Here is a 14,124-nt window from a genome sequence, read left to right as displayed (position 1 = left end):
GGCGAGATTGCGGCCCATCGTAAGACCGGGGCCAGCGTGGCGAATTACTACCTTGGTACCGGCCGGGCGCTACTTTCTGCATATTTCCCCGTCGTGGTGGGCTTCCTATGCTGGCGCCATCTGCCGTGGAGTCGCTTTATGCGCCAGCCTGCCCACCTTGCCCTGACCTGCCTGCTGGCGCTCACCGCCACCCTGTACGCCGCCTGGGGCCAGGCTGCGGAGCCTTTGCAGGTACGCATCGGCTACCTGGCCTATCGCCCCGACCCTGGCCCGCTGCTGTCCAACGTCATCCCCGAGCCCACCGATGCCGGGCTGCAAGGCGCCAGGCTGGCGATTGTCGACAGCAACAGCAGCGGCCGTTTCCTGCAGCAGCAATTCCACCTGACCGAGGCCAGCGTCGACAGCCCCGAAGCCCTGCTGCAAGCCGCCAAGGCCCAGCATGAGCAAGGCCTGCGGCTGTTCGTGGTCAATGCTCCCGCTGCCAGCCTGCGGGCCTTGGCTGCCGCATTGCCTGACAGCCTGCTGTTCAACGCCGGTAGCCCGGACGACAGCCTGCGCAGCAGCCAGTGCCTGGGCAATGTGCTGCACAGCCTGCCCGGCCGCGCCATGCTGGCCGATGCGCTGGCGCAATTCCTGGTACTGCGCAAATGGCAGCGGGCCCTGCTGATCGTCGGCCAGACCGATGACGACCGGGCCTACGCCGCTGCCCTGCGGCGTGCGGCAAAGCGCTTCGGCCTGCAGCTGGTAGCGGAAAAACCGTGGACCTTCGACAACGACCAGCGCCGTAGCGCCCAGGCCGACATGCCGCTGTTCACGCAAACTGCCGAGTACGATGTGGTGCTGGTGGCCGACGAACGCGGCGATTTCGGCGAGTACCTGCCCTACCAGACCTGGTACCCACGCCCGGTTGCCGGAACCCAGGGCCTGACCCCCACCGGCTGGCACAAGACCGTGGAAACCTTCGGCGCGGCGCAGTTGCAAAAGCGTTTCGAGGCCCAGGCCGGGCGCTGGATGAACGACCGCGACTTCGCTGCCTGGATGGCCGTGCGCAGTGTCGCCAGCGCAGTCAGCAAACTGCGCCAGGCCGAGCCCCGCGCCGTGCAACAGCTGCTGCTCAGCGAGCAGTTGCCACTGGACGGCTTCAAGGGCCGCAAGCTCAGCTATCGGCCGTGGAACGGCGAGCTGCGCCAGCCGATCCCGCTGGTGCAGCCGCGGGCGCTGGTCAGCACTTCGCCGCAGGAAGGTTTCCTGCACCCGTTCAACGAAATGGACAGCCTGGGCTACGACAAGCCCGAGGTCAGCTGTAGCTACCCCTGAGCCGATAACCACAACAAAAAAAGGATTTCGCCATGCCTCGCCGCCTGCTCCACCGGGCCCTGCTTTACCCTAGCCTGCTGTCGGGCGCCCTGGCGCTTGCCAGCGGCCAGGCCATGGCTGCCACCGCCTGGGTCTCCAACGAGAAGGACAACAACCTCAGCCTGATCGACCTGCAGACCCTGGAAGTCACCGAGACCTTGCCGGTAGGCCAGCGCCCGCGCGGCCTGCTGCTGTCCCACGACCACAAGCTGCTGTACATCTGCGCCAGCGACTCGGACCGGGTGCAGGTGATGGACGTGGCCACCCGCAAGATCATCAAGGAACTGCCTTCCGGCAAGGACCCCGAGCAGTTCGCCCTGCACCCCAACGACCGCTGGCTGTACGTGTCCAACGAGGACGACGCATTGGTGACCGTGATCGACACCCAGACCGACAAGGTGCTCGGGCAGATCGATGTCGGCATCGAGCCTGAAGGCATGGCGGTCAGCCCGGATGGCAAGTGGGCGGTCAACACCAGCGAAACCACCAACATGCTGCACTGGATCGACACCAGCACCCAGACCCTGGCCGAAAGCACCCCGGTCGACCAGCGGCCGCGCTTTGTCGAGTTCAGCCAGGACGGTACGCGGTTGTGGGCCTCGGCGGAAATCGGCGGCACCGTGACCATTCTCGACGTGGCCACGCGCCAGGTGCTGAAAACCCTGAATTTCCAGATCAAAGGCGTGCATCCGGACAAGGTCCAGCCGGTGGGGATCAAGCTGAGCGCCGATGGCAAGTACGCCTTCGTCGCCCTGGGCCCGGCCAACCATGTGGCGGTGGTCGATGCCAGGACCTTCGAGGTGCTCGACTACCTGCTGGTGGGACGGCGGGTATGGCAGCTGGCGTTCACCCCGGACCAGAGCCAGTTGCTGGCCACCAACGGCGTCAGCGGCGACGTATCGGTGATTGATGCGAAGAACCTCAAGGTGCTCAAGTCGGTGAAGGTCGGCCGCTACCCCTGGGGCGTGGTGGTGACGCCATGAACACGCTGGAAGTCAGTGACGTGAGCTTTGCCTACGGCCAGCGCCAGGCGCTCAGGCAGGTCACGTTCAGCCTGGCGCCCGGGCGCTTCGCCGCGCTGCTGGGCCCCAATGGTGCCGGCAAGTCGACCTTGATCGCCCTGCTCACGCGGCTCTACGACCTGCAGCAAGGCGACATCCGCGTCTGCGGCTGTTCCCTGCGCAATGCCGCACGCCCGGCCTTGCGCCAGTTGGGCGTGGTGTTCCAGCAAAGCACCCTGGACCTGGACCTCAGCGTCGAACAGAACCTGCGCTACCACGCCTCGCTGCATGGCCTGTCGCGGCGCCAGGGCAACCTGCGGGTAGATGCCGAACTGGCCCGCCAGGGCCTCGATGAGCGCCGGCGCGAGCCGGTCCGGGCCCTGAACATCGGCCATCGGCGCCGGGTGGAGATTGCCCGCGCACTGCTGCATGAACCGCGCCTGCTGTTGCTCGACGAAGCCAGCGTCGGCCTGGACCCGGCCAGCCGCCTGGCGCTCAACCAGCACCTGCGGCTACTGTGCCGCGAACAACGCCTCAGCGTGCTGTGGACCACCCACCTGCTGGACGAAGTGCACCCCAGCGATGACCTGCTGATCCTGCATCAGAGGCGCCTGGTGGCCAGCGGCACGGCCGATGCCCTGAGCCAGGCGCACGGCGGCGACCTCGACCACGCCTTTGCCCGCCTGACCAGCGCGCCCCCAGGAGTGAATACCCAATGAACGCCTACTGGCAGTGCTTCAACGGCATTCTGCTGCGCGAATGCCTGCGTTTCGTCTTGCAACGTACGCGCTTTCTCAGCGCCCTGGTACGCCCGCTGCTGTGGCTGCTGGTGTTCGCCGCAGGGTTTCGCGCGGCCCTGGGCATTGCAATCATCGAACCCTACGACACCTATATCCCCTACGAGGTGTACATCATCCCGGGCCTGGCCTGCATGATCCTGCTGTTCAACGGCATGCAGGGCTCGCTGTCGATGGTCTATGACCGCGAGATGGGCAGCATGCGCGTGCTGCTGACCAGCCCGTTGCCACGGCCGTTCCTGCTCGGCAGCAAACTGTTGGCGACGTCGTTGATTTCCCTGCTGCAGGTCTACGCCTTCCTGGCAATCGCCTGGCTGTACGGCGTGCAACCACCGGCCGCTGGCTTGCTGCTGGCGTTACCGGCGCTATTGCTGGTGGCATTGATGCTCAGCGCCCTGGGGTTGTTGCTGTCGAACGCGATCCGCCAGTTGGAGAACTTTGCCGGGGTGATGAATTTCGTGATTTTTCCGCTGTTCTTCCTGTCTTCGGCGCTGTACCCGCTGTGGAAGATGCAGGAGGCCAGCCAGTGGTTGTACTGGCTGTGTGCGGTCAACCCGTTCACCCATGCGGTGGAACTGGTGCGCTTTGCCCTGTACGAGCGGCTGAACCTGCTGGCACTGGCTGTATGCCTGGGCTTGACCGCGCTGTTCACCTTGCTGGCGATCCTCACCTTCAACCCTCAGCACGCGGCGTTGCGCAAGCCACGCTGATTTACCACGCCTGTGAACGCGCGCCCACAGGCGGCGCATCCAATCTGCAAATCGGTGCGTCCGTCCGCGCTCTCGATCTACTACTTTAGTACTGCCTTTGCTATCTGATCGTCGCATTCACAATGCACCGCCGCTGGCATGTAATGGGGCTATAACAAAAAGGACAACCCCCATGCCACGTGCCCTGCCCCGGCTGCCGCGCCCCTTGCTGGTGGCCTTTTCGCTGAGTCTGTCGCTGGGCATCGCCCAGGCTGGCACGGAACCGTTGTTTTCCGCCGCCGGGTATCGCACCAGCGTCTACCGCAGCCCGACCCCGCAGCAGGTCGACGGCGCCCAGGTGATCGACACCGCCACGCTGCAAGGCCTGCTCAAACAGACCCCCGCCCCGGTCCTGATCGACGTCTATCGGCGCCAATGGCTGCAAGGCCGCTTCATCGAAGACGAACCGCACAGCAACATCCCCGGCAGCCGCTGGCTGGCCAACACCGGCGATGGCGAGCTGAGCCCGGCCTGGCAAGGTTACTTCGCGCGCAACCTGCAAGACGCCACCGCCGGGCGCAGGCAGCAGCCACTGGTGTTCTACTGCCGTTCGGATTGCTGGTTGAGCTGGAACGCGGTAAAACGCGCGAAGGCCCTGGGCTATGACAATCTGTTCTGGTATCGCGACGGCCTGGACGCCTGGCAGCAGGCCAATCTGCCCCTGGCGCCGGCGCAACCGGAACCCTTCCCGTGAATTCGCCGATTCAATGCGTGCCCCGCTCCATCCCATAAAAACGAGGTGAAAAGGCCATGTACAAAATTCTGATTGCCGACGATCACCCGCTGTTTCGCGAAGCCATCCACAATGTCATCAGCGACGGGTTCCAGGGCAGCGAAGTCATGGAAACTGCCGACCTGGACAGCGCCCTGGCACTGACCCGCGAGCACGATGACCTCGACCTGATCCTGCTCGACCTGAACATGCCTGGCATGCACGGCCTGAATGGCCTGATCACCCTGCGCAACGAGGCCCCTACCACACCGGTGGTGATCGTCTCGGCCGAGCAGGAAAAGCAGATCGTGCTGCAGGCCATCACCTACGGTGCGGTGGGGTTCATCACCAAGTCGTCGCCACGTTTGCAGATGATCGAAGCGATCGAGCAGATCCTCAACGGCAATGTCTACCTGCCGCCGGATATCATCCGCGCCCAGAAAAGCGCCACCAGCCGGCGCCTGAACGATACCCCGAGCTTCCCGCCGGAAATGCTCCAGGCGCTGACCCGCAAGCAACTGCTGGTGCTCGAACGCATGACCAAGGGCGAGTCGAACAAACAGATCGCCTACACCCTGGACATCGCCGAAACCACGGTCAAGGCGCATGTTTCGGCGATCCTGCGCAAACTCAACGTGCACAACCGGGTGCAGGCCATCCTCAGCGCTGGCGATATCGACTTCGGGGATTACCTGCGCCGCTGAACGGGGCTATGCGCGAAGCGATGGCTGGCTGCTGGCAAGCAGGTGGCTCATCGCGGTTTTCAGCTTCATCGGCCGCACCGGCTTGTGCATCAGGGTATGGCCCAGCTCGCGGATCTGTTGCTTGAGCTCGTTGCTGTAGTTGGCGGTGATCATCAGCGCCGGTAGCGGCTGGGTGCGGCGGGCATTGATCCGCGCCACCGCATCGACACCATTGCAGTCGTTGTCCAGGTGGTAGTCGGCTATCAGCAGGTCGGCTTCGGCGTGGTAGTTGTCCACCTGGCGCGCCAGGTCCTCTTCCGACAAGGCAGTGACCACGCGGCAGCCCCAGCCCTCCAGCAGGGTGCGCATACCGGCGCAGATCGCGGCATCGTTATCCAGCACCCACACCCGTGCCCCGCGCAGGCGTTCCAGCATCGGTTCGCTGATCGCCAGGCTTGGCTGGGCCTTGGGCGCGGTGGTGCTCAAGGGTACCTCCACGGCAAACACCGAGCCTTTGCCAAGCCAGGAGCGCACCCGGATGCGGTGGCCAAGGATACCGGCGATCTTTTCCACGATCGCCAGGCCCAGGCCCAGGCCTCGGTCCTGTTGCGGGCGCTGCACATCGCCGCGCCGGAACTCCTGGAACATTTCTTCCAGGTGCTCTTCGGCAATGCCGATGCCGCTGTCCCATACTTCGATGCGCAGGCCGCCTCGCAGGCGCCGGCAGCCGAGCACCACACGCCCATGCGGGGTGTAGCGGATGGCATTGCTGAGCAGGTTGCGCAGGATCCGCGCCAGCAACTGGATATCACTGCGCACAACGGCCGAACAACTGACGAAATGCAGCTCCAGCCCTTCGCTGCGGGCCACCTGGGCATACTCGGCGGCAAGGTTGTCCATCAGCTCGCCAAGGGCGAAGGGCGCGACATCGGCCTTGATCACCCCGGCATCGAGCTTGGAAATATCCACCAGGGTGCCTAGCAGGTTCTCCACATCCTCCAGGGAGTTGCTGACATTGCGTACCAGTTGCGTGCTGTCCTGCGGTTCGCGGCTTTCGAGCAGCGCGCTGGTAAACAGCCGCGCCGCGTTCAACGGTTGCAGCAGGTCATGGCTGACCGCCGCGAGGAACTTGGTCTTCGACAGATTGGCCTGCTCGGCCTCGCGCTTGGCCTCGCGCAGGCGCGCTTCGGCGCGGCTGCGCTCCTCGATCTCACGCAGCAGTTGTTCATTGAGGCTGGTCAGTTCGGCCGTGCGTTCGCGTACCCGTTGTTCGAGGTGCTGATAGGCCTGGTGCAGCGCCTGCGCTGTATTGCGCCGCTCGGTGATGTCACGGATCAGCACGAAGATGCCGGCGACCTCGCCATTGGCCAGGCGGTTCGGCACGTAGGAACGCAGCATGTAGCGCTCCTGCCCGCTGCTGTTGGTTTCAGCGAATTCGAAGGTGACGCTCTCGCCGGCCAGCGCGCGTGCCACGTAGGCTTCCAGGCGCTGGTAATGCTGTTCGCTGTGGGCCTCGCGCAGGCGCTGGCCGAGCATCACGCCGGGTGGCCAGCAGTACCATTCTTCGTAGACCTTGTTGGTGAATTCGTAGACCAGGTCGGCGTTGAGATAGGCGATCAGCGCCGGTACGTTGTCGGTGATCAGGCGAATCTGGTGCTGGTGGGCAGTCTCGGCCCGCTGCCGCGCCTCGCTGAGCAGGCGGTTGACCGCCTTGAGCTCGGCCATTGCCTGGTTCAGGGCATCGGTGCGTTCGCGCACCTGCTCGGCCAGCACCACCGAGTGCTGAAACGCCGCGTAAGGGTCGTTGCCACGCGTCACACCGGACTCGACGCGCTCGATCAGCGCACCGTTGATACGCTGCAGCTTATGGTTTTCATGTTGCAGCCGGGTAATTTCCAGCTGCAGGTCAGCGATTGACGGGAGGCCGGTTGCGGGCAATGGCGACGCCGGTGAAGGTCTGGTTGATGTGCATGCCATTGAACTGTTCTCCGTAGGTGTTGAAGCCGATCACCCGCTGCTCTCGCAGGAACGCGCCGATCGGCTCCAGGCCGTGTTGGCCTTCCAGTTCCAGCCGCCGCAGAAAGCAATCGCAACCGATGGTCAGCAACAGAGGGCCGAGACGCTGCTGCAAGCCGTCGAACAGCTGCTGCAGGTTGGGCAACAACGGCCCGGGGGTCATGGCGGTGAGCACGATGCCGTTCTCCACCGCACAGTAGAAGCTCAGGCTCTGGTCCGGGTGCACCTGCTGGATCGCCCGCACGTAATACTGGTCATGGATGCGCACGGCCAGCGGGTGGGCAGCGAATACCTGGTGGTCGAGGTCGGCCACCGGCACGCCGATGTGCCGGGCGTACTCCTCGGCTGCCGGCTCGGCATTCAGTTCGAAGACCCGGCGCAAGGCACTGTCGGCCCCCGTGACCACCAGCTTTTCCTGCCGTGGCAGGATGTGGTGAGTGGTGAACACCTCGAAGTCGAGCCAGGTATTGACCAGCACCACCACCGCCGCGCCGTTATGGAACGCGCCGCCGAAGTACACGTGGGTGCGGGTCAGGTAGTTGTCGTCACCGGCCGAACCGCCAAAATGCGGAATATCCCCGAGGGCGGCGCTGAGCGCCGCGAGCACCATCTCCTCACGGCTGGACAGGCCGTCGAGCAGGGTCAAGGCAAAGCTGTGGCCCTTGATCGGCGCCAGGGTATTGCTGCGGCAGGTGCTGACCAGGCGCTCGACCATCTGCTGGGCATCGATGAGGCTGAAGTGCTCCATCTCATCGATCAGCTCGGTGGCGATGGAGAAATGCCGATGATCGAAGCCCACCGCGGTGATGCAGTTGCGGCCGTAGCCCAGCGGGGTGATCTCGCCGGCGCTGGTGCAACCGACCAGGCGGATACCGCCAAACCCCTGCTCCAGGGCCTCGCCCAGGACCTGCAGGTCGTATTCGGCGGAGCAGAAGAACAGCACGAAGCCCAGGTGCGGGTGCAGCAGCTGCGCCGCCAGCTCCTCGGCCGCCAGCCGGGCGTCGGTGGCCTGGGACATGGCGCTGACCACACCGTCGTTGTGAGCCTGCTGCATCCTGGTCTCCGGCGCGGTTTGGCTGAGCAAAGAGTGTACGAAGGCGATCATTGGCGACGAATGCTACTTGGGTAGCGGGTGAGCAGTTCCATGGATGTAAAGCGTCCGGTATTCGCGGCTGCCCTGCAGCCCCCGGCCACGGCGCGATGCGCACACCGCGGCTGGGGACCCGGCCATTACCAGGTCAACACCGCCCCCACCGCGAAGGTATCGGTGTCTTCGTCCTGCGCACTGGTTTCATGCCCATCGATGGAGAACTGGTTGTACTCGGCAACCAGCTTGAGGTTGTCATTGATGTCGTGGAACAGCGCGACGCCACGGGTTTCATAATCCGCACCACTGTCGACCGCGCCGTTGCCATCGTCCTTGGTCTTGCCATAGGACAGCGCCACGCGGTTCTTGCCGAACTTGTACGAGCCCTGCAGCAGGTAGCCGTCACTGTCGACATTGCGCAAGGTCGGCTCGCCCGCGTTGTTGGTGAAGAACGGGTTGATGCCCTTGGCCTGGAAGCCCGAACCGGTCAGCGACAGCCCGCCCATCTTCGCCTGCACGCCATAGCCGACACCTTTGGAGGTGACCGACTGCACCGCCGGGTCGGTGTTGTCGGAGGTCTGGTAGCTGCCGTTGAGCCAGCTGTAGATCTGCGCCCCGCCCAGGTCGAACTGGTAGGTGATCTCGCTTTCGGTACGCGGGTTTTCCTGGTAGGCCTTGCCGGTCGGGCTGCTGTCGTTGGTGTCCACCGGGTCCATGATGCCGACCGCCACCCGCAGGCCGTCCATTACCGGGGTGCGGTAGGTGATCTGCGAGGTGGGGAACGGGTATGGGTAGCCGCTGCCGATGTTGCCGAACGATACCCCGCCGCCGTCCACCAGGCCCAGGGTGTCACTGACCTGGCCATAACCGGCCAGCAGTTCGTCGAGCAGGATGTTGGAGCGGGCGAACAGGCCAAAATCCTTGCCGATCAGGACTTCGCCCCATTCCGGGTTGGCCACGGTACCGTAGAACTGGCGCACATCGATGGCGGTGTCGGTGCCGTTGGTTTCGCTGTCGTTGATGGTCACCCAGAACGACGCACGCGCGCCGAGCTTGAGGTCATCCACCTGCTTGCCCATGTTGAAGCCCAGGTAGTTTGGCAGGAAGCCCATCTTCACCCGCGACTGGCGGCGGTCATACTGCTCGCCCTCGCGATCGACATCGCTGTTGACGTAGAAGGCGTTGATATAGCCGTCGGTGGAAAACGTCGTCTGGTCCTTGTCGTACAGCATGATCTCGGCCTCGGCGACACTACTCAGGCAAAGGCTCGACAGGCTGACGGTGACAGCCGCCAGCAAACGGGGGGACAGATTCTTATTGTTGTACATGGCGCGCTCCGAAACGGGGACGGGATGTCGGAGGCGATTATCAGAAGCGGGCAAAACGCCAGAAACGCTGCTTTGGAGCGGGCTGGCGGGTGCTTTGGGCCGGTGCGTGGGGGGCGACCATTCGGGCCCGCTACCGGGTTGGGCCGGGAGGCGAGACTTAGGGTTTAGGCATTAATGGCAGGCAGGTACCAATACAAAAAGCCCGCCTTCAACCTGACGCCGTACCTGTAGGAGCGGCTTCAGCCGCGATCACCGGCACCGCCGGTGCCAGCCACCGCGTCGCCCACCTCACAATCCGAGCGCAATCGCGTCGTTTCGCGAAGCCAGCGCTTGCGGACGCAGCCGCACCGGCATTTCATAGCGGTGCGGTTGTTGCCAGGCCAGCTGTGCCTGTACATCGACAGCCGCATCCTTCACCTTCTGCGCCCAGTGTTCATCCTTCGGGCACACCACCAGCACACGGAAACCGTGATCGATGCCTTCCAGCCGCACACCTTCGGAATCATCCACATGCAGATCAATGTCGAAAGCCGAGGGCAACTTCGAAGGTGCATGGCCAAGCCCGTTCCTGGCCAGGACATGCTGGTGCCGGTCACTGTTGACCACGCCGTCGACGCGGATGCCGTAGAGCATCAGCCAGCGGCGGATATAGGACGGAGTGCGCCCCGACGAGGTGTAGATCCAGATGCTACAGCCCTGGCGGCGCAGGTCGCGGATCAGCGCGCGCGTGCCACTGCGCAGGGGTTCGCCCAACCAGCGGTGGACAAAGGCCGGCAGCTTGCTGTGTTCGGCGGCGGCGTGGTCTGCCTGGCAGGCCAGCGTGTCGTCGATGTCGAACGAGATGCGCACCTTTGGCCGGTTGAAGCGGCGTTCGATGGCCTGCCAGCCACGTTGCAGCAGTGACGAGCGGTGCATCAGCGGCACCTCTCGCAGGCAGGTACGGACACGCCATCAAGGAAGAACTTGCCCGCTTCAGGCGCCTTCGCTTCGAGGAAGGCGGCATACTTCTTCTTGATCTTGGGTAGTTCGTACAAGGCCTTGACACCGTGTTTGGCGGAATTGCGGATGACCGAGGACGGGTTGAAGTAACCCTCGGCGTTGTCCAGCGACAGCACGAAGGGCGGCAGCCCTGCGCGCATCAGCAAGTAGCTGACGATCAGCGACCCGGTGCGGTTGTTGCCTTCGATGAACAGCTGCGGCTTGCTGAGGATACGCACGTAGACACCGGCTGCGCGCTTCCACACCGAGTCACTGCGGTAGGCGCTGTACCAGTTGTAAAGGTCTTTGATGCCGCCCTCAACGTTATTGAAGAAGTGCGCTTCGGTCGCGGCGAGATGCGCAGCGAATTCCAGGCGGCGGGCGGGGTCGCTGCCGCACAGCACGGTGGCATTGATCTCCAGCATCAGGTTCAGCTGCTGCAGGTCGAAAAGGTCGATACCGCGTGCGACATACTCGTCAATCAGGGCATAGCCTTCAACCACATTCAGCAGCACCTCGTCGGTGAACGGATCGCGCGGCTCGGTGAAGTGTTCGCTGAGTTCGGCAAAACGGCCCTGCACCTCACGCAGTGCGCGCTCTACCGCTGACAGGTCAAGACGACGCGTGGCAGGCATTGGAAACCCCGAGTAACACTTCAACGGAAAATGATGCGGCCAAGGTTCAGCTGAACTTGCCGCTGATGTAGTCGGCGGTCAGTTGCTCGCGCGGGTTCTGGAAGATCTGCGTGGTCGGGCCCATTTCGACCAGGTAGCCGGTGCGGGTGCCCTGGGAAATATCGACCGAAAAGAACGCAGTTTCGTCAGCCACACGAATCGCCTGCTGCATGTTGTGGGTGACCAGCGCGATGGTGTAGTCCTTCTTCAACTCGACCATCAGTTCTTCCACCCGGCGGGTGGCGATGGGGTCGAGCGCCGAGCACGGCTCGTCCAGCAGCAGCACTTCCGGTTCGGTGGCGATGGCGCGGGCGATGCACAGGCGTTGCTGCTGGCCACCGGACAGCGACAGGCCGCTGACCTTGAGCTTGTCCTTGACTTCGTCCCACAGCGCGGCGCCCTGCAGCGCATGCTTCACGCGGTCGCCGATGTCGCCCTTGTAGCGGTTCAGGCGCAGGCCGAAGGCGACGTTGTCGAAGATGCTCATCGAGAACGGGTTGGGCTGCTGGAACACCATGCCAATGTAGCGGCGCACCACAACCGGGTCGACCCCCTTGCCATAGACGTCCTGGCCCAGGAAGTGCACGTGGCCTTCGAAGCGGAAGCCCTTGACCAGGTCGTTCATGCGGTTGAGGCTGCGCAGCACGGTACTCTTGCCGCAGCCGGACGGGCCGATGAAGCCGGTGATCTGGTTCTTGCGGATCGGTACGTGGCTGTCGCGCACGGCCATGAAGTTGCCGTAGAAGATCTTGTCCAGCTTGCAGTCCATGACGATGGGGGCTTCGCTGACCACGGGAGCGGCTTTTTGCGCAGTGGATACGTTCAAGGTCGAATGCTCCCTTTCTCAGTACTTGGGCTTGCCGAATACTCGGCTCAGAATGTTGATTACCAGCACGATCATCACCAGTACCAGCGAGGCCGCCCAGGCGAGCTCGAGCTGGTTGTCGAATGGCATGCCGGAGAAGTTGTAGATCAGCACGGCCAGCGAGGCCGTCGGGTTCATCACGGCCAGGTCGCCGTCATGCAGGATCCAGTAGTTGCTGAACAATGCGGTGAACAACAGCGGCGCCGTTTCGCCAGCGGCACGCGCCACGGCCAGCATGACGCCGGTGAGGATGGCCGGCAGGCCGGTGGGCAGGACGATTTTCCAAATCACCTGGGCCCGGGTGCAGCCCATGCCGTAGGCGGCATCCTTCATGATCTTCGGCACCATCTTCATCGACTCTTCCGCAGTCAGCACGACGATGGGCAGCATCAGTACCGCCAGGGCCACGCCGCCTGCCGGTGCCGAGTAGGTGCCGGTGGTCATCACCACCAGGGCGTAGGCGAATACCCCGGCCAGGATCGATGGCAGGCCGGTGAGCATCCTGGCGGCGAAGCGCGCAGCGTTGGCCAGCTTGCTGTCCGGGCCGAGTTCAGCCAGGAACACGGCGGCCAGAATACCGACCGGCACGGCGATGGCTGCGGCAATACCGACCATGACGAAGGTGCCGACCATGGCGTTGCCGAAGCCCCCGCCCATCTCGAAGCCGGTGGGTGGCAGCTCGGTGAACACCTCCAGGTTGAGGCGGGCACCGCCACGGGTGATCAGCATGTACAGCACAGAAACCAGCGGCACGCTGGCCACCAGCGCCGCGCACCAGGCCAGCGTGGTCAGCACCAGGCTGCGCAGGGAACGGCCCTCCAGCTTGCGCTGCAGGCTCGGCAAGGCCTTGGTCGGGGTAGTCAGGTCGGTCATCATTTGTTACCCCGCTGGGCGTAGAGCATGATCATCGAGCCGAGTACGTTCACCAGCAGGGTGATGAACATCAGTACCAGCGCGGCGTACATCAGTACCTCGACCTCGTTCGGGCCGGCCTCCGGGAAGTTCAGGGCCAGCAACGCCGCCAGGGTGTTGGCCGGGGCGAACAAGGACACGGAAATGGTGTTGGCGTTGCCGACCAGCATGGCCAGGGCCATGGTTTCGCCCAGTGCCCGGCCCAGGCCGAGCACCAGCGAACCGAAGATGCCGGTGGCTGCGGATGGCACCATCACCTTGAGGATCGCCTCCCAGTGGGTGGCGCCCAGGCCGTAGGCCGCCTGCTTGGTTTTCATCGGTACGCTGGTCAGCGCATCCTGCGAAACGGCGGCGATGGTCGGCAGAATCATGATGGCCAGCACCAGCGCGGCAGGCAGGAGCCCGGGCCCGCTCAGCGAGGTGCCAAAAAACGGAATCCAGCCCAGTTCGCTGTTCAGCCAGGTGGTCAGCGGGCGGATGGCCGGGATCACCACGTAGATGCCCCACAGCCCGTAGACGACGCTGGGGATGGCAGCGAGCAACTCGACAATGGTGCGGAAGACTGCCGCCAGCTTGGCCGGCAGGAAGTCCTGGGTGAGGAAAATGGCCATGCTGACGCCGAAGAAACCGGCGATCAACAGGGCGATCAGGGCGCTGTACAGCGTGCCCCAGATCGCCGGCAGAATGCCGTACTTGCCTTGGTTGACGTCCCATACGCTGCCGAACAACACATCGAAGCCGTGCTTCTCGATGCCTGGCAGGGCCTTGCGGCCCACTTCGTAGACCAGCGCGAAAACCAGCGCCAGTACCAGCACCACACCGATGCGAGCCAGCGCACGGAAGCTGCGATCCACCAGGAAGTCTTTCGCAGACGGCGGCTGGCATGCGGAGTGGGGGTTATCCGGGATGGCGAAAGGTGAGTTCATGGGCAAGTTCCGGGACAGGGGGCAAACACCCCCGGCCTGG

The 14,124-nt window shown here is 64.0% G+C and carries 14 protein-coding genes; 6 read left to right on the top strand and 8 right to left on the bottom strand.

The features are described 5' to 3' along the window. The first annotated feature begins 138 nt into the window (after positions 1–138). The 6 genes from HU760_RS11345 to HU760_RS11320 all read left to right on the top strand — a co-directional run bounded on the left by HU760_RS11345 (position 139) and on the right by HU760_RS11320 (position 5,319). A complete protein-coding gene (locus HU760_RS11345) occupies positions 139–1,317 on the top strand; it encodes an ABC transporter substrate-binding protein (protein WP_186676933.1) in 1,179 nt (392 codons plus the stop codon). A 32-nt stretch (positions 1,318–1,349) separates the two neighbouring features. Further along, complete coding sequence (locus HU760_RS11340; protein WP_186676935.1) at positions 1,350–2,339, top strand: YVTN family beta-propeller repeat protein; 990 nt, start codon at positions 1,350–1,352, stop codon at positions 2,337–2,339. Further along, complete coding sequence (locus tag HU760_RS11335) at positions 2,336–3,076, top strand: ABC transporter ATP-binding protein (protein ID WP_186676937.1); 741 nt, start codon at positions 2,336–2,338, stop codon at positions 3,074–3,076. Before HU760_RS11340 ends, HU760_RS11335 begins: the two co-directional genes overlap by 4 nt. After that, positions 3,073–3,864: an ABC transporter permease gene (locus HU760_RS11330; protein WP_186676939.1), complete on the top strand. Its 792-nt coding sequence runs from the start codon at positions 3,073–3,075 to the stop codon at positions 3,862–3,864. Before HU760_RS11335 ends, HU760_RS11330 begins: the two co-directional genes overlap by 4 nt. 172 nt (positions 3,865–4,036) lie before the next feature. Beyond that, on the top strand, positions 4,037–4,597 hold the full coding sequence (locus tag HU760_RS11325; RefSeq protein ID WP_186676941.1) for a PQQ-dependent catabolism-associated CXXCW motif protein: 561 nt from the start codon (positions 4,037–4,039) through the stop codon (positions 4,595–4,597). Positions 4,598–4,653: 56 nt separating this feature from the next. Continuing rightward, on the top strand, positions 4,654–5,319 hold the full coding sequence (locus tag HU760_RS11320; protein WP_186676943.1) for a response regulator: 666 nt from the start codon (positions 4,654–4,656) through the stop codon (positions 5,317–5,319). A gap of 6 nt (positions 5,320–5,325) precedes the next feature. Here HU760_RS11320 and HU760_RS11315 read toward each other — a convergent pair whose 3' ends face one another. The 8 genes from HU760_RS11315 to pstC all read right to left on the bottom strand — a co-directional run bounded on the left by HU760_RS11315 (position 5,326) and on the right by pstC (position 14,084). Next, positions 5,326–7,275, bottom strand: coding sequence for a PAS domain-containing hybrid sensor histidine kinase/response regulator (locus HU760_RS11315; protein WP_437179787.1), 1,950 nt, complete (start codon positions 7,273–7,275; stop codon positions 5,326–5,328). After that, positions 7,205–8,368 (bottom strand): nitric oxide-sensing protein NosP, encoded by a 1,164-nt coding sequence (gene nosP, locus HU760_RS11310; RefSeq protein WP_186676955.1) that lies wholly within the window; start codon positions 8,366–8,368, stop codon positions 7,205–7,207. The genes HU760_RS11315 and nosP overlap by 71 nt, the downstream gene beginning before the upstream one ends. A 176-nt stretch (positions 8,369–8,544) precedes the next feature. Beyond that, positions 8,545–9,729, bottom strand: coding sequence for a porin (locus tag HU760_RS11305; RefSeq protein ID WP_186676957.1), 1,185 nt, complete (start codon positions 9,727–9,729; stop codon positions 8,545–8,547). A gap of 288 nt (positions 9,730–10,017) precedes the next feature. Next, positions 10,018–10,644: a hypothetical protein gene (locus tag HU760_RS11300; RefSeq protein ID WP_186676959.1), complete on the bottom strand. Its 627-nt coding sequence runs from the start codon at positions 10,642–10,644 to the stop codon at positions 10,018–10,020. Beyond that, the gene (locus HU760_RS11295) at positions 10,644–11,342 is read right to left on the bottom strand and encodes a Fic family protein (RefSeq protein WP_186676961.1); all 699 of its coding nucleotides are present in this window, start codon (positions 11,340–11,342) and stop codon (positions 10,644–10,646) included. Before HU760_RS11295 ends, HU760_RS11300 begins: the two co-directional genes overlap by 1 nt. Positions 11,343–11,388: 46 nt before the next feature. Next, the gene (gene pstB, locus HU760_RS11290) at positions 11,389–12,150 is read right to left on the bottom strand and encodes a phosphate ABC transporter ATP-binding protein PstB (protein ID WP_217858976.1); all 762 of its coding nucleotides are present in this window, start codon (positions 12,148–12,150) and stop codon (positions 11,389–11,391) included. A 75-nt stretch (positions 12,151–12,225) separates the two neighbouring features. Beyond that, entirely contained in the window at positions 12,226–13,119 is an 894-nt protein-coding gene (gene pstA, locus HU760_RS11285) for a phosphate ABC transporter permease PstA (RefSeq protein ID WP_186676964.1), read from the bottom strand. Further along, the gene (gene pstC / locus HU760_RS11280; protein WP_186676966.1) at positions 13,119–14,084 is read right to left on the bottom strand and encodes a phosphate ABC transporter permease subunit PstC; all 966 of its coding nucleotides are present in this window, start codon (positions 14,082–14,084) and stop codon (positions 13,119–13,121) included. Before pstC ends, pstA begins: the two co-directional genes overlap by 1 nt. Between the last annotated feature and the right edge of the window lie 40 nt (positions 14,085–14,124).

This window comes from Pseudomonas oryzicola (assembly GCF_014269185.2).
In the GTDB taxonomy this organism is placed as follows: Bacteria; Pseudomonadota; Gammaproteobacteria; order Pseudomonadales; family Pseudomonadaceae; genus Aquipseudomonas; species Aquipseudomonas oryzicola.
The sequence above is the reverse complement of the archived record's forward strand: the minus strand, read 5'-3'. Positions and strand labels throughout refer to the sequence as shown.

Bases quoted from the DNA above. Each gene is read 5' to 3' on its own strand.
- HU760_RS11345 (WP_186676933.1), top strand. From the start codon at position 139: ATGCGCCAGCCTGCCCACCTTGCCCTGACCTGCCTGCTGGCGCTCACC.
- HU760_RS11340 (WP_186676935.1), top strand. From the start codon at position 1,350: ATGCCTCGCCGCCTGCTCCACCGGGCCCTGCTTTACCCTAGCCTGCTG.
- HU760_RS11335 (WP_186676937.1), top strand. From the start codon at position 2,336: ATGAACACGCTGGAAGTCAGTGACGTGAGCTTTGCCTACGGCCAGCGC.
- HU760_RS11330 (WP_186676939.1), top strand. From the start codon at position 3,073: ATGAACGCCTACTGGCAGTGCTTCAACGGCATTCTGCTGCGCGAATGC.
- HU760_RS11325 (WP_186676941.1), top strand. From the start codon at position 4,037: ATGCCACGTGCCCTGCCCCGGCTGCCGCGCCCCTTGCTGGTGGCCTTT.
- HU760_RS11320 (WP_186676943.1), top strand. From the start codon at position 4,654: ATGTACAAAATTCTGATTGCCGACGATCACCCGCTGTTTCGCGAAGCC.
- HU760_RS11315 (WP_437179787.1), bottom strand. From the start codon at position 7,275: ATGGCATGCACATCAACCAGACCTTCACCGGCGTCGCCATTGCCCGCA.
- nosP (WP_186676955.1), bottom strand. From the start codon at position 8,368: ATGCAGCAGGCTCACAACGACGGTGTGGTCAGCGCCATGTCCCAGGCC.
- HU760_RS11305 (WP_186676957.1), bottom strand. From the start codon at position 9,729: ATGTACAACAATAAGAATCTGTCCCCCCGTTTGCTGGCGGCTGTCACC.
- HU760_RS11300 (WP_186676959.1), bottom strand. From the start codon at position 10,644: ATGCACCGCTCGTCACTGCTGCAACGTGGCTGGCAGGCCATCGAACGC.
- HU760_RS11295 (WP_186676961.1), bottom strand. From the start codon at position 11,342: ATGCCTGCCACGCGTCGTCTTGACCTGTCAGCGGTAGAGCGCGCACTG.
- pstB (WP_217858976.1), bottom strand. From the start codon at position 12,150: ATGGACTGCAAGCTGGACAAGATCTTCTACGGCAACTTCATGGCCGTG.
- pstA (WP_186676964.1), bottom strand. From the start codon at position 13,119: ATGACCGACCTGACTACCCCGACCAAGGCCTTGCCGAGCCTGCAGCGC.
- pstC (WP_186676966.1), bottom strand. From the start codon at position 14,084: ATGAACTCACCTTTCGCCATCCCGGATAACCCCCACTCCGCATGCCAG.